Origin of the sequence: Crenobacter cavernae (assembly GCF_003355495.1) — a bacterium.
Taxonomy (GTDB): domain Bacteria; phylum Pseudomonadota; class Gammaproteobacteria; order Burkholderiales; family Chromobacteriaceae; genus Crenobacter; species Crenobacter cavernae.
Genome location: NZ_CP031337.1, coordinates 625001 through 647027, shown reverse-complemented (window position 1 = coordinate 647027; position 22027 = coordinate 625001). Strand labels below are relative to the sequence as shown.

General features: G+C 65.8%; 23 protein-coding genes and 1 pseudogene (1 of these 24 only partly in view). 19 read left to right on the top strand and 5 right to left on the bottom strand.

Features of this window, described 5'->3' with window-relative positions; translation table 11 throughout:
• The 11 genes and pseudogenes from DWG20_RS03040 (at nucleotide 1) to DWG20_RS02995 (ending at nucleotide 10593) form a co-directional block, all read left to right on the top strand.
• Nucleotides 1–1263: a lipopolysaccharide biosynthesis protein gene (locus DWG20_RS03040; protein ID WP_181880959.1), complete on the top strand. Its 1263-nt coding sequence runs from the start codon at nucleotides 1–3 to the stop codon at nucleotides 1261–1263.
• A complete protein-coding gene (locus tag DWG20_RS03035) occupies nucleotides 1260–1847 on the top strand; it encodes an acyltransferase (protein ID WP_115432422.1) in 588 nt (195 codons plus the stop codon). The genes DWG20_RS03040 and DWG20_RS03035 overlap by 4 nt, the downstream gene beginning before the upstream one ends.
• Complete coding sequence (locus tag DWG20_RS03030; RefSeq protein WP_115432421.1) at nucleotides 1834–2913, top strand: glycosyltransferase family 4 protein; 1080 nt, start codon at nucleotides 1834–1836, stop codon at nucleotides 2911–2913. Before DWG20_RS03035 ends, DWG20_RS03030 begins: the two co-directional genes overlap by 14 nt.
• Nucleotides 2910–4010, top strand: a complete 1101-nt coding sequence (locus tag DWG20_RS03025; RefSeq protein ID WP_115432420.1) for a glycosyltransferase family 4 protein — start codon at nucleotides 2910–2912, stop codon at nucleotides 4008–4010. The genes DWG20_RS03030 and DWG20_RS03025 overlap by 4 nt, the downstream gene beginning before the upstream one ends.
• A gap of 1 nt (nucleotide 4011) precedes the next feature.
• A complete protein-coding gene (locus DWG20_RS03020; protein WP_115432419.1) occupies nucleotides 4012–4320 on the top strand; it encodes a hypothetical protein in 309 nt (102 codons plus the stop codon).
• Nucleotides 4317–4760 carry a hypothetical protein gene (locus DWG20_RS03015; protein WP_115432418.1) on the top strand — a complete coding sequence of 148 codons (444 nt, stop codon included), beginning with the start codon at nucleotides 4317–4319 and terminating at the stop codon, nucleotides 4758–4760. The genes DWG20_RS03020 and DWG20_RS03015 overlap by 4 nt, the downstream gene beginning before the upstream one ends.
• A complete protein-coding gene (locus DWG20_RS03010) occupies nucleotides 4760–5986 on the top strand; it encodes a glycosyltransferase family 4 protein (RefSeq protein ID WP_115432417.1) in 1227 nt (408 codons plus the stop codon). Before DWG20_RS03015 ends, DWG20_RS03010 begins: the two co-directional genes overlap by 1 nt.
• Nucleotides 5987–6096: 110 nt before the next feature.
• Complete coding sequence (locus tag DWG20_RS03005) at nucleotides 6097–6744, top strand: alanyl-tRNA editing protein (protein ID WP_115432416.1); 648 nt, start codon at nucleotides 6097–6099, stop codon at nucleotides 6742–6744.
• A 145-nt stretch (nucleotides 6745–6889) separates the two neighbouring features.
• On the top strand, nucleotides 6890–8053 hold the full coding sequence (locus tag DWG20_RS03000) for a DegT/DnrJ/EryC1/StrS family aminotransferase (protein ID WP_115434715.1): 1164 nt from the start codon (nucleotides 6890–6892) through the stop codon (nucleotides 8051–8053).
• Nucleotides 8050–8616: pseudogene (locus tag DWG20_RS16680) on the top strand (sugar transferase); the annotation flags it as partial. The gene DWG20_RS03000 and the pseudogene DWG20_RS16680, both read left to right, overlap by 4 nt.
• An 84-nt stretch (nucleotides 8617–8700) precedes the next feature.
• Nucleotides 8701–10593 carry a polysaccharide biosynthesis protein gene (locus tag DWG20_RS02995; RefSeq protein WP_181881001.1) on the top strand — a complete coding sequence of 631 codons (1893 nt, stop codon included), beginning with the start codon at nucleotides 8701–8703 and terminating at the stop codon, nucleotides 10591–10593.
• Nucleotides 10594–10714: 121 nt separating this feature from the next.
• On the opposite strand, the gene DWG20_RS02990 is transcribed toward DWG20_RS02995, so the two are convergent.
• The gene (locus tag DWG20_RS02990) at nucleotides 10715–10945 is read right to left on the bottom strand and encodes a DUF1059 domain-containing protein (protein WP_115432414.1); all 231 of its coding nucleotides are present in this window, start codon (nucleotides 10943–10945) and stop codon (nucleotides 10715–10717) included.
• A 350-nt stretch (nucleotides 10946–11295) separates the two neighbouring features.
• Here DWG20_RS02990 and DWG20_RS02985 point away from each other — a divergent pair, with 350 nt between their 5' ends.
• The gene (locus DWG20_RS02985; protein ID WP_115432413.1) at nucleotides 11296–11565 is read left to right on the top strand and encodes a hypothetical protein; all 270 of its coding nucleotides are present in this window, start codon (nucleotides 11296–11298) and stop codon (nucleotides 11563–11565) included.
• A 69-nt stretch (nucleotides 11566–11634) separates the two neighbouring features.
• Here DWG20_RS02985 and DWG20_RS02980 read toward each other — a convergent pair whose 3' ends face one another.
• Nucleotides 11635–12096: a cupin domain-containing protein gene (locus tag DWG20_RS02980; RefSeq protein ID WP_115432412.1), complete on the bottom strand. Its 462-nt coding sequence runs from the start codon at nucleotides 12094–12096 to the stop codon at nucleotides 11635–11637.
• Nucleotides 12097–12412: 316 nt separating this feature from the next.
• Between DWG20_RS02980 and DWG20_RS02975 the strand changes: the two genes are divergently transcribed.
• Nucleotides 12413–13045 (top strand): LysE family translocator, encoded by a 633-nt coding sequence (locus tag DWG20_RS02975; protein ID WP_115432411.1) that lies wholly within the window; start codon nucleotides 12413–12415, stop codon nucleotides 13043–13045.
• 60 nt (nucleotides 13046–13105) lie between these two features.
• On the opposite strand, the gene DWG20_RS02970 is transcribed toward DWG20_RS02975, so the two are convergent.
• Nucleotides 13106–13474, bottom strand: a complete 369-nt coding sequence (locus DWG20_RS02970) for a 50S ribosome-binding protein YggL (protein ID WP_115432410.1) — start codon at nucleotides 13472–13474, stop codon at nucleotides 13106–13108.
• Between the two features lie 184 nt (nucleotides 13475–13658).
• A complete protein-coding gene (locus DWG20_RS02965; protein ID WP_115432409.1) occupies nucleotides 13659–15194 on the bottom strand; it encodes a UbiD family decarboxylase in 1536 nt (511 codons plus the stop codon).
• Between the two features lie 188 nt (nucleotides 15195–15382).
• Here DWG20_RS02965 and DWG20_RS02960 point away from each other — a divergent pair, with 188 nt between their 5' ends.
• The 6 genes from DWG20_RS02960 (at nucleotide 15383) to DWG20_RS02935 (ending at nucleotide 21708) form a co-directional block, all read left to right on the top strand.
• On the top strand, nucleotides 15383–16438 hold the full coding sequence (locus DWG20_RS02960) for a PLP-dependent cysteine synthase family protein (protein WP_115432408.1): 1056 nt from the start codon (nucleotides 15383–15385) through the stop codon (nucleotides 16436–16438).
• A gap of 199 nt (nucleotides 16439–16637) precedes the next feature.
• Complete coding sequence (locus DWG20_RS02955; RefSeq protein WP_115432407.1) at nucleotides 16638–17726, top strand: ABC transporter ATP-binding protein; 1089 nt, start codon at nucleotides 16638–16640, stop codon at nucleotides 17724–17726.
• Nucleotides 17727–17730: 4 nt separating this feature from the next.
• The gene (locus DWG20_RS02950) at nucleotides 17731–18624 is read left to right on the top strand and encodes an ABC transporter permease (protein WP_245944758.1); all 894 of its coding nucleotides are present in this window, start codon (nucleotides 17731–17733) and stop codon (nucleotides 18622–18624) included.
• Complete coding sequence (locus DWG20_RS02945) at nucleotides 18617–19411, top strand: ABC transporter permease (protein ID WP_115432406.1); 795 nt, start codon at nucleotides 18617–18619, stop codon at nucleotides 19409–19411. The genes DWG20_RS02950 and DWG20_RS02945 overlap by 8 nt, the downstream gene beginning before the upstream one ends.
• A gap of 63 nt (nucleotides 19412–19474) precedes the next feature.
• Nucleotides 19475–20539 carry an ABC transporter substrate-binding protein gene (locus DWG20_RS02940; RefSeq protein ID WP_115432405.1) on the top strand — a complete coding sequence of 355 codons (1065 nt, stop codon included), beginning with the start codon at nucleotides 19475–19477 and terminating at the stop codon, nucleotides 20537–20539.
• 74 nt (nucleotides 20540–20613) lie between these two features.
• On the top strand, nucleotides 20614–21708 hold the full coding sequence (locus DWG20_RS02935) for a VanZ family protein (RefSeq protein WP_115432404.1): 1095 nt from the start codon (nucleotides 20614–20616) through the stop codon (nucleotides 21706–21708).
• On the opposite strand, the gene DWG20_RS02930 is transcribed toward DWG20_RS02935, so the two are convergent.
• Nucleotides 21694–22027 carry the 3' portion of a pyrimidine 5'-nucleotidase gene (locus DWG20_RS02930; protein ID WP_115432403.1) on the bottom strand. The gene runs 290 nt beyond the window's last position, so the window shows 334 of its 624 coding nt (coding positions 291–624); its start codon lies beyond the right edge, outside the window — the gene reads right to left on this strand; its stop codon occupies nucleotides 21694–21696. The two genes, DWG20_RS02935 and DWG20_RS02930, sit on opposite strands and share 15 nt — an antisense overlap.

Sequence of the window (22027 nt, the reverse complement as noted above, 5' to 3'; positions counted from 1 at the left end):
TTGGCGCTCGCCCGTCTCAAACGCTTCGCCGACGGCGGTTTCGCGCGCAACATCGCGACGCTCGCCGGCGGCGCGGCGCTCGCGCAGTTTTTGCCGCTGATCGCGTCGCCGTTGTTGACGCGGCTCTATACGCCGGCCGACTTCGGCCTGCTGTCGGTCTACGCCGCGTGGCTGTCGGCGCTGGCGGTGATCTCCACCGGCCGCTACGAGCTGGCGATCGTGCTGCCTTCCTGCGACAGGCGCTCGGCCAACCTTTTCGGCGTCTCGCTCGCCATCGCGGCGTCGCTGGCCGCGCTGCTCGGGCTCGTGCTGTGGCCGGCGCCCGGCTTCTGGGCGCATCTGATGCGCGAGCCGGCGCTCGCGCCGTGGCTGTGGCTGCTGCCGCTGACGGTCGGCCTCGCCGGTTTCACCCAGGCGTACACGCAGTGGAACAACCGCCGCCAGCGCTACCGCGCGAACGCCGGCGGACGGATCGCGCAGGCGGTCGGCATGACAGCCTTGCAGCTGGGGCTGGCCGGCCTCGGCGCCGGCGGTTTGCTGATCGGCCAGACGGCAGGCTTCGCCGCGTCGCTCGTCGCGCAGGCCTTGCCCGACCTGCTTACCGGCGCGGCGTGGCGGCGCGACGTCGACGTGGCCGGCATGAAGCAGGTCGCGCGCGAGTATGCGGAGTTCCCGCGCGTGAACGCGGTGAACGCGCTGGTCGGCGCGGCGCAGGACACGCTGACGATGACGCTGCTCTTGGCGATGAGTGGCTCGGCGACGGTCGGCTTCTACGGGCTGATGATGCGCGTCTTGAAGCTGCCGGCGGCGCTGGTCGGTCAGGCGGTCGCGCAGGTCGCTTACCGCGACCTGGCCGCCGCGCACGCGGCGGGCGAGCCGCTCGCGCCGCAGATCAGGAAGCTGTTCGTGCTGTTGACGCTGCTGGCGCTGCCCGGCGCTATCGTGATGGCGGCATTCGGCCCGGCGCTGTTCGCGCTGGTGTTCGGCGAAGGATGGCGCGAGGCCGGCGAGTACGCGCGCGCGCTGTCGCCGTATATGCTGTGCCACTTCGTCGCGTCGCCCTTGGGCATGGTGCCCTTGGTGATCCGCCGCCAGAAGGCGGCGCTGGCGTTCACCGTCGTCGGCAACGGCCTGTTTCTCGTTGTGCTGTGGTCGGGGCTCGCGTCGGGCTGGCCGCTGGCGTCGACGCTGTGGGCGTTGTCGGCGGCGATGGCGGCGTATTTCTTTTCTTATTTCGCTTGGATCTACAAGGCGGTGCGATGAGTCCGACCCACTTTCTCGACAAGATCAAGTTCCGCCTGTCCGCCTGGGTACGGCCGCGCATGGTGGTCGGCTTCACGCGCGGCGACGGCATCCAGCTCATGCGCACGCGCGTCAGCAACACGACGCGCATCGAGGCGCCGGCGAAGCTCGACGTCGAGGAGAACGTCTTCATCGGCCACTTCAACTTCGTCGACGCGTCGGGCGGGCTGACGATAGGCGAAGGCTGCCAGATCACCAATTACGTGTCCATCCTGACCCATTCGAGCCACATCGCAATCCGGCTGTACGGCGCCGAATACCTCGACCACCGCGAACACGCCGGCTACCTGAAGAAACCGAGCGTGATCGGCCCTTACTCCTTCGTCGGCCCGCACACGGTGCTGATGCCGGGCGTGAGCCTCGGCAAGGGTTCGCTGGTGCGCGCGTACAGCTTCGTGGCGGCAGGCTCCTACCCGGACTTCGCCATCCTCGCCGGCAACCCGGCCGAGGTGATCGGCGACACGCGCGAGATGGACGCGCCGTGGTTGGCCGAGCATCCCGAACTCAACCGTTTCTACAAGGCGTGGGCCGATGACCGTCGTTGAACGCCTGCTCGTCGTCGGCAGCGCGTCGGTGCACACCTGGCGTTACCTCGCCGGGATCGCGCCGCACGCGAAAGAGGTGTACCTGGCGAGCAACGGCGAGCCGCCGCCCGAACTCACCCCGGCCAACCTGTTGGGCGTGTGCAAGCTCGACTTCTCGCTGAAGGCCTTCGGCAGCGCGGCCAAGCTCGCCGGTTTCGTCGACGCGGTCGAGCCGCAGCTCGCGCACGTGCACCAGGCCAACAGCGTCGCCTGGCACGCGTTCCGCGCCTTGAAGAATCGTGCGATCCCGAGCGTGCTGACCGCGTGGGGCTCGGACGTGCTGCTGTTGCCGAAGCAGAACGCGCTGATGCGGCGCATGGTCTCGGCCAACCTCGCGGCGGCGTCGGCGCTTACCGCCGACTCGTTTCATCTGGCCGCGCAGATGCGCGAGCTGGCACCCAATGCATCAAGCATCGACATCGTCTACTTCGGCATCGACGCGCTGCCGGTGGAGCCCGCCCCGGGGCGGCCGAAGAAGGTGCTGTCGTGTCGGCTGCACAAGAGCCTGTACCGGATCGACAAGATCATAGCCGCGTGGGCGGCGATCGAGGCGCAGCCGCAATTTAAAGACTGGCAGCTCACCATAGCGGCCAGCGGCCCAGAGACCGACGCTTTGCGCGCGCAGGCCGCGCGGCTCAAGCTGCGACGTGTAGACTTCGCCGGTTTTGTGAGTCCGCAGAAACTGGCCGAGCTCTACGCCGAGAGCCGCGTGTTCGTCAGCGTGCCCGAGTCGGACGCGACCAGCGTCAGCCTGCTGGAGGCGATGGGCCACGGCTGCCTGCCGCTACTGTCGAACCTGCCGGCGAACGGCGAATGGGTGCTCGACGGCGTCAACGGCCGCATCGTGCCCGATATCGCCAATCTGCCCAGCGCGCTCGCCGAGTCGCTCGAATGGGCTTCCTGCGACGCCAAGTTGGCCGAGGCCGCCGCGATCAACCGGCGGCTGGTCGAAACGCGCGCGCTCAACTCGGCCAACGTCGCGCGCTACGCCGCGCTGTATAAGAAACTCTTGTCCCGCACCGCATGAAGATCGCCCATCTCTCCAGCGCGCACCCGCGCCACGACATAAGAATTTTCATCAAGGAATGCCAGAGCCTCGCCGCCGCCGGCCACGACGTGACCCTGGTCGTCGCCGACGGGCAGGGCGACGAGACGCGCGGCGGCGTGAATATCGTCGACGTCGGCCCGAAATCGGGTGGCCGCTTCTCGCGCATGACCGATACCGTGCGCCGCGTGAAGGAAAAGGCGCTTGCCTTGAAGCCCGACGTCGCGCACTTCCACGACCCCGAACTGATCCCGGCGGCGCTCGCGCTCAAGAAGGCCGGCATCAAGGTCGTCTACGACGTGCACGAGGACCTGCCGCGCCAGGTGCTCGCCAAGCCGTGGATCCCGGCGCTAGCCAGACCCCTCGTGTCGCGCGCGGTAGAAGTCATGGAGCGCTACGCGGTGCGCCGCTTCGACGCAGTGGTCGCCGCGACGCCGTTGATCCGTGACCGCTTCGCGGGCTGGGTGCCGATCGCCGTCGACGTGTGTAATTACCCGATCCTCGAAGAGCTGCTTAACGACACGCGCTGGGAGGACCGCGCCGACGTCGCGTGTTATCTGGGCGGCATCACGCGCATACGCGGCATCGGCCCCATCGTCGAGGCCTTGCCCGAGGCGGGCGTGCGGCTGAAGCTCGCCGGGCCGTGGAGCGAAGGGGGGCTGCGCGACGAGATGGTCAAACAGCAAGGCTGGAGTCTGGTGGATGATTTGGGCGTGCTCGACCGTGCCGGCGTCGCTGCCGTGCTGCGTGAAGCCAAGGTCGGCCTCGTCACCTTGTTCCCGACGCCGAACTACGTCGAGGCGCTGCCGATCAAGCTGTTCGAATACATGGCGGCCGGCCTCGCCGTCGTCGCGAGCGACTTCCCGGTCTGGCGCGGCATCGTAGACGACGCCGGCTGCGGGCTGCTCGTCGACCCGCAGGACCCGGCGGCGATCGCGTCGGCGCTGAAAGACCTATTCGCCGACCCGGAACGCGCGCGCGCGATGGGCGCGGCCGGCCGGGCGGCGGTGCAAAAGAAATACAGCTGGGCGGCGGAAAGCGAGAAGCTCGTCGCCCTCTACGAAAATCTGGAGAACTGACATGGCACGCGAAACCGCCGGGGCATTCTGGGCGCGCTGGCGCCTGCAACGCAAGAAGGGCCCGCTGGCCTTCATCGCCCGCAAGGGGCTGATCTACATGGCGATCGCGCTGCCGGTCGGGTATCTATACGACGTCGCGCGCGGCAAGCCGCTGAACCCCGACCCGGTCTACCACCTGATGAACGTCAGCTCGCTCGCGGCGCTGATCGCCATCCTGTGCTACATCGGCTGGCGCTTCAACGAGGCGCGCTTCAAGGGGCTGGACGAAGAAGCGCGTAGCAAGGGCTACGACAAGGACGGCGAAGTATGAAGCGCGCGCTCTTGGCGTTGACGCTCGTCGGTGCCGCGACCTTGGCCGAGGCCGCTGTCGAGCGCTGCTACTACCTCAGAGACCGCCACCAGAGCGTGGCGGCGCGGCTGGTGTTGGAACACGGCCGCGTGGCGGGGAAGCTGGCCTTCCTGCCGCATGAAAAGGACGGCCGCCGCGGCCGCATCAAGCCGGCGCCGCTCGCGCAGGGCGGCCGCGCCGCCGTGCGCTACGACTACCTGATCGAAGGCCAACGGCAGCGCCGCGACCTGATCGTGCGCGTGAGACCGGATCACTTCGCCTACCTCGATGGCGAATGGCGGGAAGTGCCCGGCAGCGTGTACCACGAACGCTTGAAGAACCCGGCGCGAGCGCGCTGGTCGGCGCCGGTCCCGGCGGTGTCGTGCCGTCTGCCGGCCTTGCGCCGCGCGCTGGAGTATTGATGCGCATCCTCTACCTCAACCACTACGCCGGCAGCCCGTGCCACGGCATGGAGTTCCGGCCGTACTACCTCGCGCGCGAGTGGGTGAGGGCGGGGCACGAGGTGCACATCGTCGCCGCCGACTTCTCGCACCTGCGGCAGGTCAACCCGAGCCTGGACACGCCCTGCCGCGACGAGGTCATCGACGGCGTCACCTACACCTGGTGCCGGACCCCCGAATACAGCGGCAACGGCGCGAAGCGCGTGGTCAACATCTTCGCCTTCCTCAGGCGGCTGGTGGGGCTGACCGGTCGCATCCAGCGCGAGAAGCCCGACCTGATCATCGCGTCGAGCACCTACCCGCTCGACACCGTGCCGGCGGCGTGGCTCGCGAAAAAGACCGGTGCGCGGCTGGTGTACGAGGTGCACGACCTGTGGCCGCTGACGCCGGTAGAGGTCGGTGGCATGTCGAAAAAGCATCCTTTCGTGCGGCTGCTGCAGTGGGCCGAGGATTTTGGATATAAAAAGGCCGATACGGTGATCTCGATGCTGCCGTGCGCGAAGGACTACATGGTCGAGCACGGCATGGAGCCGGCCAAGTACGCGGTGATCCCTAACGGCGTCGACGTCGAGGAATGGCAGGATGATCCCGCGCCGCTGCCGGCCGTGCACGCCGCAAGGTTGGCCGAGCTGAAGGCGGCCGGGCGCTTCCTCGTCGGCTACGCCGGCGGCCATGGCCTGGCGAACGCGCTCGATTACCTGCTGGACGCCGCCGCGCAGCTTAACGATGTGCCGGTGACCTTCGTGCTGGTCGGCGACGGCCCGGACAAGGCGGCGCTGGCAGAAAAGGCGCGAGGCTCGGCCAACGTGGTGTTCCTCGACGCGATCGAAAAGCGCGCGGTGCCGGCGTTTTTAGAACAGATGGACGCGCTGTTCATCGGCTGGCGGCGCCTGCCGATCTACCGCTTCGGCATCAACCCGAACAAGCTGTTCGACTACCTGATGGCCGGCAAGCCGGTGATCCACTCGGTCGAGGCCGGCAACGACCTGGTGGCCGAATCGGGCGCCGGTCTTTCCGTCGCCGCCGAGGACCCGGCGGCGATCGCCGACGCGGTGCGGCGGATGGTAGCGCTGCCGGCGACCGAGCGTGCGCGCATGGGCGAAGCCGGTAGGCAGGCGGTGCTGGAAAAGCACGACTACCGCGTGCTGGCGCGGCGTTTTCTCGACGCCTGCCGCTTGCGCGGATGATTGACCTTCCGCGCCCGGGATGCTGAGCTGAAAGAAAGACGACATGGGCTCCGCCGACCGCCGGCGCGGCCATCAGCTAAGATGCCGGCCTGCCTGGCCAAGGAATACGCATGACGGACAAGGTCTTCTGGGCCGACCCCTACCTCACCACGCTCAACACGCGCGTTGCGCACGTCGCCGGCCTCGACGTCACGCTCGCGGCGACGGTGTTCTTCGCCGAGTCGGGCGGGCAGGAGAGCGACACCGGCAGCATCGCCGGCCACAGGGTGCTCGCCGCGCGCTGGCAGGGACGCGACATCGTCTACACGCTGCCGCCCGACCACGGCCTGTGGCCGGGCGACGTGGTGACGGTGAAGATAGACTGGCCGCGCCGCTACAAGCTGATGCGGCTGCACTTCGCCGCCGAGATCGTGCTCGAACTCGTCACGCGGCGGCTCGCCGGCGTCGGCAAGGTCGGCGCGCACATCGCAGAGGACAAGGCGCGTATCGACTTCGTGTGGCACGAACCGCTGACGCCGATGCTGGCCGAGCTGACGCGCGAGGCGCAGGCGCTGATCGACGCCGACGCGCCCATCGTCAGCGCCTTCTCCGACGAGGCGAACGAGCGACGCTACTGGGAAGTCGCCGGCTTCGCGCGAGTACCGTGTGGCGGCACCCACCTGAAGACGACCGGGGAGGTCGGCGTGCTGCGGCTCAGGCGCAAGAACGTCGGCGGCGGCAAGGAGCGGATCGAGATCTACGTGGATGAGCGCGGCTAATGCTCGGCCAACCTTTGGTGCGACCGAGCGCGGTAGGGTGGGCAAAGCGCAGCGTGCCCACGCGTCATCCCGAACAATTTCAAACGAATTTGACTCGCCCCCATCCCAAAGTCGGCGGTCATTAGACAAGCGATAGATGCAGAATATGTCCGAACAAAAATTCCTCCCGTTCGCGCTGCCCGACATCGGCGAAGAAGAAATCGCCGAAGTGGTCGACGCGCTGCGCTCCGGCTGGGTGACCACCGGGCCAAAGACCAAACAGTTCGAGGCCGACTTCGCGGCCTTCATCGGTGATGGCGTCGAGGCGATCGCGGTCAATTCGGCGACCGCCGGCCTGCACCTCGCGCTCGAGGCGGTCGGCATCCAACCGGGCGATGAAGTGATCGTGCCGACCTACACCTTCACCGCGACCGCCGAGGTGGTGCGCTATCTGGGCGCGCACCCGGTGTGCGTCGACGTCGATGCGGCGACGTTCAACATCAGCCCGGACGCGATCCGCGCGGCGATCACGCCGAAAACAAAAGCGATCATGCCGGTGCACTTCGCCGGCCTCGCGTGCGAGATGGACGAGATCATTTCCATCGCGCGCGAACATAATTTGAAAATCATCGAAGACGCCGCGCACGCGCTGCCGACGACCTACAAGGGCAAGCTGATCGGCACGCTCGATAGCGATGTCACCGTGTTCAGCTTCTACGCGAACAAGACGATGACCACCGGCGAGGGCGGCATGGTGGTGTCGAAGCACAAGGACATCATCGCGCGCTGCAAGGTGATGCGCCTGCACGGCATCAGCCGCGACGCGTTCGACCGCTACGTGTCGAAGACGCCCGCCTGGTTCTACGAGGTGGTCGCGCCCGGCTTCAAGTACAACATGCCCGACATCGCCGCCGCGATCGGCCTGCACCAGCTGAAGAAGATCGAGCGTTTCCGCGAAGAGCGCGAGGCGATGGCGGCGCGTTACGATGCGGAACTGGCCGACCTGCCGCTGATCCTGCCGGCTCGGCCAACCTTGGCGTCCGACCTGCACGCCTGGCATCTGTATCCGGTGCGGATCAAGCCCGAGGCCGGCGTCAGCCGCGACGACTTCATCGTGCAGATGGCCGAGAAGGGCATCGGCTGCTCGGTGCACTTCATCCCGCTGCACCGCCACCCGGTGTGGCGCGACGGCTACGGATTGAAAAGTTCCGACTTCCCTATCGCCGACGCCGCGTTCGAGGCCGAGGTCACGCTGCCGCTGTACACGAAGATGAGCGACGCCGACCAGACGCGCGTGATCGCCGCCGTGCGCGGGATTCTCGGCGCATGAACGAGGCCAAAACGTTGGCCGAGCCTTCACGCGCGAGGCCCGGCTGCGGCGTCGCCAAGCGGGCCTTCGATATCGTGGCGGCCAGCGCCGGCCTGCTGGCACTATCGCCGCTGCTGATCGCGGTCGCGGTTTGGATCAGGCTCGATTCGAAGGGCCCGGTGTTCTTCCGCCAGCAGCGCGTCGGCCGCTTCGGCGTGCCGTTCCGTATCCACAAGTTCCGGACGATGCGCGTGGATGCCGAAAAGCACGGCCAGCTGACGGTCGGCCGCGACCACCGCGTCACGCGCGCCGGGGCGTTTTTGCGCAAGTCCAAGCTCGACGAGCTGCCGCAGCTGATCGACGTGCTGTTCGGCAGCATGAGCCTGGTCGGTCCGCGCCCCGAGGTGCCACGCTACGTCGCGCACTACCCGGCCGACGTGAAGGCGTTGGTGCTGTCGGTGCGCCCGGGCATCACCGAGTGGGCGTCGATCGAGATGATCGACGAGAATGACATCCTCGCGACCGCGGTCGACCCGGAAACTGCCTACATCCAGCAGGTGATGCCCGAGAAGCTCGCCTATTCGGCGCGCTACGCAAAGAGCCACACGCTCTTCGGCGATATCGCCATCATCCTTGCCACCCCTGAAGAAGATCGTCACCCGCTGACCATGCTCGATTCGCTGCTGTCCTTTTCGCGCCACCACAAGATGGCGCTCCTGATGGTGCTCGACGCGCTGTTGCTGCCACTCGCGCTGCTTTCGGCGGTGCTGCTGCGCCTCGGTGGCGCGTGGGACCCGAAGCTCGACCCCTACCTGTGGATCTTCGCGGTGCCGCCCTTGTGGGTGATCCCGATCTTCATCAAGCTCGGCCTGTACCGCGCGGTGATCCGCTTCATGGACGACCGCGTCGTGACGACGGTGTTCTACGGCGTGACGCTGGCGGTGCTGGTGCTGACCGCGGTGATCGTGATGGCGCGCATCACGCCGTTCCCGCGCTCGTCGATCCTGATCTTCTGGGTGTTCGCGATGGCGTATATCGGCGGCAGCCGCTTCCTGCTGCGCGGGCTGTTGCGCAGCATCGACGCGGGCCAGATGCCGCGCACGCCGGTCGCGATCTACGGCGCCGGCCACGCCGGCCTCGCGCTGATGGCTGCGCTGCAGTCGGGGCGCGACATGAAGCCGGTCGCCTTCTTCGACGACAAGCCAGACCTGTGGGGCCGCACCTACCGCGGCGTCGAGGTGTACGACCCGGCGCGCATGGCCGAGCTGGTCGGCAGGAAGCGTTTCGCGCAGGTGCTGCTCGCGATCCCGTCGGCGAGCCGCGCGCGCCACCGCGAGATCATCGAGGCGCTCGAACCGCTGCACGTGCCGATCCAGCGTGTGCCGCGTCTGGCCGACCTGGTGACCGGCGAGGTACGCGTCGAGGAACTCAAGCAGGTCGACATCGAGGACCTGCTCGGCCGCGACCCGGTGCCGCCCAAGAAGGAGCTCTTGTCGGCCAATATCGACGGGCTGTCGGTGATGGTGACCGGCGCCGGCGGCTCGATCGGTTCGGAGCTGTGTCGCCAGATCGTGCGCGGCAAGCCGAAGCGGCTGGTGCTGTTCGAGCTGTCCGAATACGCGCTCTACGCGATCGACCAGGAACTGGCGAAGCTCGCGCCTAGCATCGAGCGCGTCGCCATCCTCGGTTCGGTCACCGACCACGCGCGGCTGGTATCGGTGATGCGCGCGTTTTCCGTCGACACCGTCTACCACGCGGCGGCGTACAAGCACGTGCCAATGGTCGAACACAACCCGGTCGCCGGCATCGTCAACAACGCGTTCGGCACCGACACCTGCGCGGCGGCGGCCGAGGACGCCGGCGTGTCGACCTTCGTGCTGATTTCCACCGACAAGGCCGTCCGCCCGACCAACGTGATGGGCGCGACCAAGAGGTTGGCCGAGCTGTGCCTGCAGGCGCGCCACGCCCAGTGTGAACAGAGCAGCGGCGACACGCGCTTCGTGATGGTGCGCTTCGGCAACGTGCTGGGGTCTTCCGGTTCGGTCGTGCCGCTGTTCAAAGAGCAGATCGCCGCCGGCGGCCCGGTCACCGTCACCCATCCGGACATCACGCGCTACTTCATGACCATCCCCGAGGCGGCGCAGCTGGTGCTGCAGGCCGGCGCGATGGGGCAGGGCGGCGACGTGTTCGTGCTCGACATGGGCGAGCCGGTGAAGATCGCCGAGCTTGCACGCCGGATGGTCCATCTGTCCGGCCTCGAGGTGAAGGACGAGTTGCACCCTGCCGGCGACATCGAGATCCGCTACTCGGGTCTGAGACCAGGCGAGAAGCTGTACGAGGAGTTGCTGATCGGCGACGGCGTGCTAGGCACCGGTCACCCGCGCATCCTGCGCGCGCAAGAGTACCACCTGCCGCCGGAAGAGCTGGCGGCCTATCTCGAGAGCCTGGCCGTCGCGTGCGAATCGCTCGACGCCGAGGCGGCGTTTAGGCTGCTGCAGCAGGTGGTGCGGGAGTTTAACGCGGCGGAGCGGACGCAGGATTGGGTGCGTTTGGTGGAGTAGCGGCCGGAGGGCCTTTACCTTTGAATCTGCGGTAGTCTCGAGACATGACGGCTAGTGTCTTGAAAAGCCCGGCTCGCGCCAGGCTTTTGTCGGCTACCGATAGAACGGGCCGGGCACAGCGCTAGCCCGTTTCTATGTCCCATGCATGAGGCGGCGACTCAACGGGCGGCGTCCCTTCCTTGAACAGCTGCCTGATTTGTTGACGAAACTCTGGCGTATCCTGATGTTGGTGGACCGCCACCGCATGCTGGACGGCCGCCTCCAGCAATTCTTCTGCGCTGTCCGCGCTCATCGCCAAGCTGCAGTGCGATTCGCTCGGATATTCGCGGCAGTCAATGTATAAGCGTCCCATCGTGACCTCCTGACTCGAGTGGAGGGATCGACGGCCGTTCCCACAGAGAGGGCGGGCTGCAAGCGGATGGCTGAACGGCTGCCGTTCGCCCGCAAGCGTACGAGCGGCCGGCTATCCTCTCTTCCTGACTATAGATGGCTTGGGGTGGGCCGCGGCGACTTCCCGAGGAGCGTACATCAGCGCTGTGAGCAGGGCCGAATAGGGGCCGCGCTCCATTTCGGCGGCTAGCCGGTAAGACGCCCGTTTCGGCCAACCTTGCCGATTCTTTACGCCGTCCGTCCGTTTCTTTACGCGATCCTGATACCCGCCTGCCTAGCATGAATGCAGAACTTCCCCACACGGAGCCTGCCATGCACGTCTTTTATCCGCTCGTCGCCGAACCCGAGCCCGACTCTCATCGCGCGAAGCCCCCCGCTCGCACCGACTCCCGGCGTCACCATCGCCTGATCCGCGCCGCCCGCTCGCTCCGCCGCCACTGGCTGCGCGTCTACTACTGGTTGGCGCGCTTGTCGCGCCCGACCGGCCCGTCCTTGCGCTGCTGCGCGAGCCACCGCTACAGCGAGCTGTGCGACTGCGAGTCGCGAAAAGTCGAGCAGCGAAGGCCGGTGATAAATCCCTAGACTCCCTCGCGCGTGTCTTTGTCGTGCCGAAGCCGCCAGGCTCATGTCAGGAGCCGCGGTGGTTGCTGCTCACTTGTCGCCGGGCTCCAGATAATCGATGCCCCAGGGACCGGTGCCGTGAACTTGTATGGTGGCGCCGCGTGTTCCGGCAAAGGCGAACATGCTCTGTCCCGGTGGAATGACGAGCAGGCTCCCCACGGGATAGGCGCGCGCCTTGGTGCGGTCGAATTTGTCGCCCAGCCCGAAGTGAAAGGTGCCGGACAGCACCGTGACCCGCTCCCAAAGCGGGTGGGTGTGTGGCGCGATCTGCAGGCGCGGCGGCAGCTTGGCGCGGAAGGTGAACGGTTCGGCCTGGTCGAGCTTGCCCTCGAGGACCGCCATCTTGGCGCCCTTGCCCAGCTTCGGGGCGTCTTTCCACTGGATTTCGGCCGAGGGGAGGAGCAGGGCTTCCTCTTTCATCGGCGTGTCGGCAGCCTGTACGCCTTGCATGGCCAGGACGATCAGCGCACCCGCCAGTAGCTTGGAATGCATCTTCTTCTCCTTAGTCGTTGTGAAGACACGGGGGAGCCCCGTGTCAATAGTGTAGGCAATGCCTTCACGAGCCGACGCCGTCCTCGTTTCCAAAAAAAGCTAAGCGGCTGGCCAGTGGCGAGGGGGGTGTGCAACCCCTTCGCTGACGTTGGCCGAGCCCGACTGTACCGCAAGCTCTCGCAGGTTTTTGTCCCTGTCTCGGTCCGCGCGACGAATGCTATGATCGCTGCATCCCCCCGCACGCCGCCTCTTGCGGCGTGTGTCCTTTTTCGGGGACCCCTGAAGCTTCGAACAAAAAGACTAGGAGACAATACCGATGAACCTGGACGTCTGGTTGCTGTACGTCGCCGCGATCTTCGTCGTGATCGCCATCCCCGGCCCGCTGTCGCTGCTGATGATTTCCAACGTGATCAACCACGGGCTGAGGAAGTCGTGGCCGGCGATCGCCGGCGGCGTGTCAGCGTCGCTGATCCTGCTCGTGATCTCGGCGCTCGGCTTGGGCGCGCTGATCGTATCGTCGCCGCTGCTTTTTAACGTCGCCAAGTACGGCGGCGCCGCCTACCTCGCCTACCTGGGCCTGAAGACCGTACTGATCCCGGTGCAAAAGCCCGCCGAAACCGGCAAGGCCGCGCAGGTGCTGTTCGAGCCGAAGTTCGGCCTGCTGTTCAATCGCGCGTTTTTGCTGGGCATCAGCAACCCGAAGGACATCCTGTTCTTCATCGCCTTTTTGCCGCAGTTCATCGACCCGGCGAAGTCGATCTACGTGCAGCTGGGCGTGATGGTCGCGACCTGGATCGCGGTCGACGTCGCGTGCAAGCTGTCATACGGCCTGTCGGCCAAGGTGGTGAATCCCTTCCTGCGCTCGTACACCGGCAAGAAGCTGTTCAACGCGGTGACCGGCGTGTTCTTCATCGGCACCGCCTGCCTCGCGGCTTTCCTGCACGCGTAAGGCTAAATTCCCGACAAAAAAGCCCCGCATCGCGGGGCTTTTTCATGACGCAGGCCGAGCCTATTCGCCGTGCCAGACGTCGGACAGTTCGCCGGCGGTGACGCTGGCGACTTCGGCGCGCTGCGCCAGCCACGCGATCAGCGTCTCGCGCAGGTCGGCGTCGACCTTGACGCCCGACACCGGGAACACCATGCCGTTGAGGATGGACGGCGAGCCGGCGTCGAAGCTGCCGCCGAAGCTCACGCCCTGGGTGTCGACCTCGTTCAGCCACGCGTCGAGGAAGGCGTCTTCCGCCGCCGGCACCAGGCCGTCCTTCAGCGCGGCCTCGAAGGCGAAGCCCATTTCGGTGAACGCGCCGACGCGCAGTTTTTTCTGCTGGCGCGGGCTCAGACGCTTCAGGCGCTGTTTCGATTGCGGGTTGCGGGGCATGGAAACTCCTAGGTAGTCACAGGGTGGTCTGCATTGTCGCAGCGATTCGTGGCAAGGCAAGCCGCTTGTAGTGGGATTCGACGGAATTTGCCATGGCTTCTCGTGCCCGGGGCCGGGCGTCCATCCGCCCCTTGAGGGCTTCGAGTTCCAAAAAACTTGGCCGAGCGCCTAAGGTCCGGCCCTGTTACAGCCCAAGCTCCTGCCACAGCGTGTCGACGCGCCGCTTCACCGCGTCGTCCATCACGATGGTCGTGCCCCATTCGCGCATCGTTTCGCCCGGCCACTTGTTGGTCGCGTCCAGCCCCATCTTGCCGCCGAGGCCCGAGATCGGGCTGGCGAAGTCCAGGTAGTCGATCGGCGTGTGGTCGATCAGCGTCGTGTCGCGCACCGGGTCCATGCGCGTCGTGATCGCCCAGATGACCTCTTTCCAGTCGCGCGTGTTCACGTCGTCGTCGACCACGACGATGAACTTGGTGTACATGAACTGGCGCAGGAAGCTCCAGCAGCCGAGCATCACGCGCTTGGCGTGGCCGGCGTAGGCCTTCTTGATGCTGACCACCGCCATCCGGTAGCTGCAGCCTTCCGGCGGCAGGTAGAAGTCGACGATCTCGGGAAACTGCTTCTGCAGGATCGGTACGAACACCTCGTTCAGCGCGACGCCGAGGATGGCCGGCTCGTCCGGCGGCTTGCCGGTATAGGTGCTGTGGTAGATCGGACTCGGGCGGCTGGTGATGCGTTCTACGGTGAACACCGGGAACCAGTCCTGCTCGTTGTAGTAGCCGGTGTGGTCGCCGTACGGGCCTTCGAGCGCGTGCAGGTAACCGTCCTTTTCCTTCACCGGCACGCCGTGCTCGGTTTTTCCTTCGAAACCCGCCTCGCAAGGGCTCAGCACCCCTTCGAGCACGATCTCGGCGCTCGCCGGCACCTGCAAGTCGTTGCCGATCGATTTGACCAGTTCGGTCTTGCTGCCGCGCAACAGGCCGGCGAACTGGTATTCGCTCAAGGTATCGGGCACCGGGGTCACCGCGCCGAGGATGGTCGCCGGGTCGCAGCCCAAGACCACCGAAACAGGGAAAGGCGTGCCCGGATGGGCGACGCGGTGCTCGCGGAAGTCGAGCGCGCCGCCGCGGTGCGCGAGCCAGCGCATGATCAATTGATTCTTGCCGATGACTTGTTGTCTATAGATGCCGAGGTTCTGACGCTTCTTATGCGGGCCGCGCGTGACGGTCAGCCCCCAGGTGACGAGCGGCGCGACGTCGCCCGGCCAGCAGTGCTGGATGGGCAGTTGGCCGAGGTCGACGTCCGGCCCTTCGACGATCACGTCCTGGCACGGCGCCTTCTTCACTTCCTTCGGCGCCATGCTCAAGACTTGTTTCAACAGCGGCAGCTTGTCCCACGCGTCGCGGAAGCCCTTCGGCGGCTCGGGCTCTTTCAGGTAGGCGAGCGTCTTGCCGATCTCGCGCAGCTCCATCACGTCGCTCGCGCCCATGCCGAGCGCGACGCGGCGAGTCGTGCCGAACAGGTTGGCGAGCACCGGCACGTCGAAGCGCCGGCCGTCCAGCGTCGGGTTCTCGAACAGCAGCGCGGGGCCGCCGGCCTTCAGTACGCGGTCGCCGATCTCGGTCATCTCGAGCCGGGGCGACACCGGCGTCGCGATGCGCTTGAGTTCGCCTTGTTGTTCCAGCTGGGCGAGGAAGTCCCTCAGGTCGTGGTATCGCATGATTCTTTCATGATCTAGATCGGAGCTTCGGTAATCTGCCCCGTGCGTCGCACGCTACTGCCGGCTTGATCCCAAGTCAACGTCGGCCGGGTGCGAGCAGGCCATCGCAACGCGACCGGGGCGGCGCACCCCGCGGTGCGCCTTTGCCGTGCGTAGAATGAAGCTGACATCAAACCGGGGGTGACGACATGAATCCATGGGTCGCGCAGGCCATCCGCAAGATCGAGGCCGACTTCAACCGTTCGAGCGACACGCACCTGATCCCGCTCACCATCCCCGGCCTGCCGGGCATCGCCCTCTACTTCAAGGACGAGTCGACCCACCCGACCGGCAGCCTCAAGCACCGGCTCGCGCGTTCGCTGTTCCTCTACGCGCTGTGCAACGGCTGGGTGAAGGAGGGTACGACCATCATCGAGGCTTCTAGCGGCAGCACCGCGGTGTCCGAGGCCTACTTCGCACGTTTGCTTGGCCTGCCGTTCATCGCGGTGATGCCCAAGGGCACGTCGGCCGAAAAGATCCGCGCGATCGCCTTCTACGGCGGTCGCTGCCACCTGGTCGACGACCCGGCCGCGCTGTACGACGAATCGCGAAGGTTGGCCGAGCAATTGGGCGGCCACTTCATGGACCAGTTCACCTACGCGGAAAGGGCGACCGACTGGCGCGGCAACAATAATATCGCCGAGACGGTGTTCCGCCAGATGACGCTCGAACCGCACGCGATTCCATCGTGGATCGTCGTCGGCGCCGGCACCGGCGGCACCAGCGCGACCTTCGGCCGCTACGTGCGCTACAAGGGCCTCGCGACGAAGGTGTGCGTGGTCGACCCGGACAACTCGGTGTTCTACGACGCGTATCTGACCGGCCGGCGCGACCTCGAATGCCACGGCGGCTCCGGCGTAGAGGGCATCGGCCGGCCGCGCGTCGAGCCGTCCTTCCTCCCCAGCGTGATCGACGCCATGATCCGCGTGCCGAACGCCGCCAGCTACGCCGCGCTGCACTTCCTCGAACGGGTGCTCGGCCGACGTTGCGGCGGCTCGACCGGCACCAATCTCTATGGCGTGTGCGAACTGACGAGCGCGATGGCGGCGCGTGGCGAGGTCGGTTCGGTCGTCACGCTGATCTGCGACGACGGCAACCGCTACCTAGAGAGCTACTACGACCGTGCTTGGCTCGCCGCGCAGCGCGTCGACATCGACCCGTGGGTCGCGCGTTTCCAGCGTTGGTTTGAAAAAGGGACGTGGTGACGCGTCGTCATGCTGCATGGCAGGAAGGGGATGGTTTACCATGACAGCTGCCCGGCTTGCGCTTGTTAAAGCGTTGGCCGAGACCTTGATGGCATGGCTTTTTTTCGGCACGGCGACCCAAAACGAAGACGGGCTGACGGGTCCCCGAACGGGGGGTTTTTGTTACAATGGCGCCCTTTTTCATCGGGCGGGGAAGCTCATGGCTCTGCTGGAAATCAAGAACGTCGTGAAACGCTTCGGCGACTTCACCGCCGTGGACAACGTCAGCCTGTCGATCGAGGCCGGCGAATTCTTTACCCTGCTCGGCCCTTCCGGCTGCGGCAAGACCACCCTTCTTAGAATGCTGGCCGGTTTCGAACAACCGAACGAAGGGCAGATCCTGCTCGACGGCCAGGACATGTCGCGCGTGCCGCCGGAAAAACGGCCGGTGCACACCGTGTTCCAGAGCTACGCGCTGTTCCCGCACATGACGGTGCGCGAGAACATCGCCTTCCCGCTGAAGATGGCCGGCTGGGACGCCAAGAAGATCGCGACGCAGGTCGACGAACTGCTCGAAGACGTGCGCCTGACCGCCTTCGGCGACCGTTATCCGCACGAAATGTCCGGCGGCCAGCGCCAGCGCGTCGCGATCGCGCGCGCGCTCGTCGACCGTCCGCGCGTGTTGCTGCTCGACGAGCCGCTGTCCGCGCTCGACGCCAAGCTCAGGGAGCAGATGCAGCTGGAACTGATCAACCTGCAGAAGGAAGTCGGCATCACCTTCGTCTACGTCACGCACGACCAGGGCGAGGCGCTCGCGCTGTCGCACCGCATCGCGGTGATGAACAATGGCCAGGTCGAGCAGCTCGACACGCCGGAAACCATCTACAGCTACCCGAAGAACCGCTTCGTCGCCGACTTCATCGGCCAGTGCAACGTGCTCGAGGCCGAAGTCGCGGCGGTGGGCGGCGACGACACGATGACGATCGCGATCAGGGGCTGCGGCCAGATGCGCGTGCGCGCGAAGGCCGGCGCCGCGCCGGGGCAGAAGGGCTGGTTCGCGCTGCGCCCGGAAAAGATCAAGGTTGGCCGAGCGCTGGCGTCGGACGCCGACGAGGCGCACTTCAAGGGTCGCGTGAACGACTGCCTGTATCGGGGCGATGTCACCATCTATATGGTCGAGGTCGGCGACGGCGTCTTGATCGAGACCATGCTGCCGAACAGCGCGCCGGGCCTCGCCAAGCTGTTCGACGACGACGATAGCGTCGAGATCGCCTGGCGCTTCGACGCCGGCAGCTTCGTGACGGAGTGACGCGGTGAACTGGGTGAAAAACAATCTCGGCAAGTGGGTGCTGTCGTGGCCGCCGCTTGTCTATCTCGTGCTGTTCTTCCTCGTGCCGACCACGATCATGTTCGTCGCGGCGTTCCGCTTCCCCGGCGAATTCGGCGGGCTCGCGCCGATGTACAACATCGAGGACGGCAAGCTGGTGTGGGACCTGACGCTGGAGAACTTCCAGCGCTTGTTCGAAGAGCCGCTGTACTGGCAGTTGTTCCTGAAGTCGGCCGGCTACGCGACGGTGACGACGCTGTCGTGCATCGCGATGGGCTACCCGCTCGCGTGGCTGATCGCGCGGAGCCCGAAGAAGTACCGCGACCTGCTGCTGCTGTTGGTGATCCTGCCGTTCTGGTCGAACTTCCTGATCCGCATCTACGCGTGGATGATCATCCTCGGCCCGGCGTCGGCGTTCACCCGCGCGGTGAACGTGGTCGTGACGTCGCTCGGCTTCGAGCCGGTGCAGCTGTTGTTCACGCCGTTCGCGGTGATCGTCGGCATGGTCTACGTGCACCTGCCGTTCATGGTGCTGCCGCTGTACGCCAACCTCGAGAAGCACGACCTCGCGCTCTTGGACGCCGCGCAGGACCTCGGCGCCAGCGCCTGGCAGCGCTTCTGGAAGGTGACCTGGCCGCTGTCCCTGCCCGGCGTGTTCGCAGGCTCCGCGCTGGTGTTCATCCCGGCGCTCGGCATGTTCGCGATCCCGGACATCCTCGGCGGCACCGATTCGATCATGATCGGCAACCTGATCAAGCAGCAGATCCTCGACACGCGCGACTGGCCGTTCGGCTCGGTGCTGTCGATCATGCTGACCGGCGGCGTGTTGTTGATGGCGGCGCTCGGCGCCGTGCTGGCCAGGAGGGGAAAACGTGGCTAAGAAACCGTCGTGGTGGCTGTGGGCGGCCGCCGTCATCACCTACTTGTTCCTCTACCTGCCGCTGGTGATCGTGGTGGTGTTCTCGTTCAACGATTCGAAGCTGAACGCGGAATGGGTCGGCTTCACCACCCACTGGTACACGCAGCTGTTCCAGAATGAGAAGATGCTGACCGCGGCCGGCAACTCGCTGATGATCGGCATCGTGTCGAGCTTGTTTTCGACCGTGTTCGGCACGCTCGCCGGTGTCGCGCTGTCGAAGTACAAGCTCAGGCTGCTGCCCTTCCTGGTGCTGACGCCGATCGCGATTCCCGAAATCCTGATGGGCGTAAGCTTGGTGATCTTCTACGTGCTCGTGAACCAGATGATCGGCATCCTCGAGCTGGGGATGAGCACCATCATCCTGTCGCACATCGCGTTCTGCATCGGCTTCGTCGCCATCGTCGTGCGCGCGCGGATGCAGGGCATGGACGAGAGCCTGGTCGAGGCAGCGCGCGACCTCGGCGCCACGCCGTTGCAGGCGTTCCGTCTGGTGACGCTGCCCTTGATCATGCCCGGCATCATCGCCGGCGCGCTGATGGCGTTCACGCTGTCGATCGACGACTTCGTGATCACCTTCTTCACCGCCGGCGCCGGCGCGTCGACGCTGCCGCTCGAGATTTACTCGATGATCAAGATCGCCGTCACACCCGAAGTGAATGCGGTATCCTCGTTGTTGATGCTGCTCACGCTCGTGCTGATCGTGATCGCGTCGCGCGTATCGCCCAGCGCTCTCAGAACAAATGGGTGAACCCGGTCCGGGCGGCGCGATCCGCCCGTCGTCATGCTCTTCCCGCCAGTGAAAGGGATCCTAATGAAGAAGTTGTTGCTCGCGCTCGCACTCGCCACCTCGGCCAACGCCTTTGCCGCCGAAGAACTGCATCTGTACAACTGGAACAACTATCTGTCGGAAGCCGCCGCCAAACGCTTCGAAGCCTCCTGCAAGTGCAAGCTGGTGCAGGACTTCTACGGCGACAACGAAGAGATGCTGGCCAAGCTCGCCGCCGGCGCGAAGGGCTACGACATCGTCGTGCCGACCGGCTTCGCGGTGCAGACGCTGATCAACCAGAAGGCCGCAGCGCCGCTCGACAAGTCCAAGCTGCCGAACTTCAAGAACCTCGACCCCGGCTACCTGAACACCTTCTTCGACAAGGGCAACCAGTACTCGGTGCCGTACTCGTTCACGACCACCTTGCTCGGCTACAACGAGACGCAGCTGAAGAAGGCCGGCGTGCTCGACAAGGCGAACAGCTGGGCGCTGATCTTCGATCCGGCGGTGCTCGCCAAGATCAAGGGCAAGATCACCGTGCTCGACTCGCAGCGCGAACTGATGGCCGCCGCGCTGATGTACCTCGGCAAACCGGCCAACAGCACCAGCCCGGACGACTGGAAGGCCGCCAAGGAAGTGATCCTCAAGGCCAAGCCGTTCTGGGCCGCTTTCAACAACCAGAGCTACATCAAGCTCTTGACGACCGGCAACATCTGGGTCGCGCACGGCTACTCGAGCGACATGTTCCAGGCGCAGGTCGACGCGAAGAAGGCCAAGCGCCCGTTCAGCGTCGGCTTCGCTCTGCAGAAGGAAGGCAACACCTTGTCGCTCGACAACTTCGTCGTACTGAAAGATGCGCCGCGCAAGGATCTGGCATACAAGTTCATCAACTTTATGGCCGACGGCAAGAACGCGGCCGACCTGACCAACGAAGTGGGCTCGGGCAACCCGAACGCCGCGGCCAAGCCGTTCGTGAAGCCGGAGATCGCCAAGGTCTCGGCGATCTTCCCGGGCAAGGCCGACGTCGCCAAGTTGCAGCAGCTGCAGGATCTGAACGCCAAGCAGCGCCGCGACCTCAACCGCGTATGGTCCGAGATCAAACTGAAGTAAGCGTCTAGCCCGCGCCCGGCCGGTTTCCCCGGTCGGGCGGCTCGGCCAACCTTGGGGTACCCCTTAACCGCGTCATGTTGCCTCCGACTTCGACGTCCCGCCTGCCCGCCCACGTCGCTCTCCTGATGCTGGCGGTGATCGCGTTCACCAGCTTCTACCCGTTTACCGACTGGGCCTATTCCGGCCGGCCGCTGCTCGAATTCCTGTTCTACCCGCTGCCCTACTATTTCCGGCTGTTCGACAACGTCGTCAATTATCTGATCTACATTCCCTACGGCTTCGCGCTGGCGCTGATGCCGCGCTCGCGCTGGCTCGGCTGCTTGTGGGCGATCGCCGCCGCCGGTGCGACCAGCTTTTCCGTCGAGTTCGTGCAGCAGTTCCTGCCGACGCGTGTCGCCTCCAACCTCGACATCGCGTACAACGTCGCCGGCGCGGCCACCGGGGCGATGCTCGCGATCAGTCCGTTCACCGTCTGGGCCTGGCGCCATATCCGCTACTGGCGCGCCGAATGGTTCGCCGCCGGCAGCCCGGCCGACTACGCGGTCGTGCTGATCGTGCTGTGGTTCGTGACCCAGCTGAACCCGTCGGTGCCGATCTTCGGCGTCGTCGTGCGCCCGATCGGCCTGCCGCAGCCTTTCATCTCGCCACTCGACGACCCGATGCTGTTTCTGTTCCTGCTCGAAGCCGTCGGGGCGATGCTGAACCTGATCGCGTTTCTGCTGTTCGCCACCTGTTTCCTGCGCCACCGCCGCTACACCGCGCGCGCGGTCGCCGGCTTGATCCTGCTCGCGCTATTGTTCAAGCTCTTGGCCGCGGGCGCACTGCTGAAACCGTTCGCCTTCTTCGAATGGTTCGACCAGAACGTGATGACCGGCCTGTCGGCGGGCTTCCTGCTCGTCTGGGGTATCACCCGCTTCGGGCGCAAGGTACAGACCGTCTGTGCGCTGCTGGCGCTGGTCGCGAGCCAGTCGGTCGCGGCGATCTGGCCGCTGCGCGCCGACTCGCAGGACATGCTCGGCCTGTTCCGCTGGGGCTATGGTCATCTGGAGAACATGGGCGCGCTGGTCGAATTCCTGTCCCACCTGTGGCCGTGGATCGCCGGCGTTTGCCTGATCGCGTCGCTGATTCACGAGTGGCGGATGCGGGGGAGCGCCTCAAAAACGAAGTAGTTCGGCGATGCGGCCGACGCGCCGGTCCACATAGGCCGGACGGCGTGCCTCCCTGCTGACCCACACCGTACGCATCCCCAGCGCCTTCGCGCTCCTCAGGTTCTCGAGCGAATCCTCCACCATCACGCAGCGGGCCGGATCGAGCCGGTGCTCGGCCAACACCGCGCGAAAAGCCGCCTTGTGCGGCTTGGGGCGGAAGGCGAGCCGTTCGACGCCGTAGCAATCGAAGAAGTGGCGCTCGACCCCCATCCGCTCGACGACGCCTTCCACATAGTGAGTCGGCCCGTTAGACAGCACCACCTTGCGTCCAGGCAGGCGG

Coding starts and splice junctions, on each gene's coding strand:
- DWG20_RS02990 (WP_115432414.1), bottom strand. CDS start 10,945: ATGGGACGCTTATACATTGACTGCCGCGAATATCCGAGCGAATCGCAC.
- DWG20_RS03020 (WP_115432419.1), top strand. CDS start 4,012: ATGGCACGCGAAACCGCCGGGGCATTCTGGGCGCGCTGGCGCCTGCAA.
- DWG20_RS03005 (WP_115432416.1), top strand. CDS start 6,097: ATGACGGACAAGGTCTTCTGGGCCGACCCCTACCTCACCACGCTCAAC.
- DWG20_RS02985 (WP_115432413.1), top strand. CDS start 11,296: ATGCACGTCTTTTATCCGCTCGTCGCCGAACCCGAGCCCGACTCTCAT.
- DWG20_RS02935 (WP_115432404.1), top strand. CDS start 20,614: ATGTTGCCTCCGACTTCGACGTCCCGCCTGCCCGCCCACGTCGCTCTC.
- DWG20_RS03010 (WP_115432417.1), top strand. CDS start 4,760: ATGCGCATCCTCTACCTCAACCACTACGCCGGCAGCCCGTGCCACGGC.
- DWG20_RS03030 (WP_115432421.1), top strand. CDS start 1,834: ATGACCGTCGTTGAACGCCTGCTCGTCGTCGGCAGCGCGTCGGTGCAC.
- DWG20_RS02975 (WP_115432411.1), top strand. CDS start 12,413: ATGAACCTGGACGTCTGGTTGCTGTACGTCGCCGCGATCTTCGTCGTG.
- DWG20_RS02940 (WP_115432405.1), top strand. CDS start 19,475: ATGAAGAAGTTGTTGCTCGCGCTCGCACTCGCCACCTCGGCCAACGCC.
- DWG20_RS02995 (WP_181881001.1), top strand. CDS start 8,701: ATGCTCGATTCGCTGCTGTCCTTTTCGCGCCACCACAAGATGGCGCTC.
- DWG20_RS02965 (WP_115432409.1), bottom strand. CDS start 15,194: ATGCGATACCACGACCTGAGGGACTTCCTCGCCCAGCTGGAACAACAA.
- DWG20_RS02955 (WP_115432407.1), top strand. CDS start 16,638: ATGGCTCTGCTGGAAATCAAGAACGTCGTGAAACGCTTCGGCGACTTC.
- DWG20_RS02960 (WP_115432408.1), top strand. CDS start 15,383: ATGAATCCATGGGTCGCGCAGGCCATCCGCAAGATCGAGGCCGACTTC.
- DWG20_RS02970 (WP_115432410.1), bottom strand. CDS start 13,474: ATGCCCCGCAACCCGCAATCGAAACAGCGCCTGAAGCGTCTGAGCCCG.
- DWG20_RS03035 (WP_115432422.1), top strand. CDS start 1,260: ATGAGTCCGACCCACTTTCTCGACAAGATCAAGTTCCGCCTGTCCGCC.
- DWG20_RS03000 (WP_115434715.1), top strand. CDS start 6,890: ATGTCCGAACAAAAATTCCTCCCGTTCGCGCTGCCCGACATCGGCGAA.
- DWG20_RS03015 (WP_115432418.1), top strand. CDS start 4,317: ATGAAGCGCGCGCTCTTGGCGTTGACGCTCGTCGGTGCCGCGACCTTG.
- DWG20_RS03025 (WP_115432420.1), top strand. CDS start 2,910: ATGAAGATCGCCCATCTCTCCAGCGCGCACCCGCGCCACGACATAAGA.
- DWG20_RS02980 (WP_115432412.1), bottom strand. CDS start 12,096: ATGCATTCCAAGCTACTGGCGGGTGCGCTGATCGTCCTGGCCATGCAA.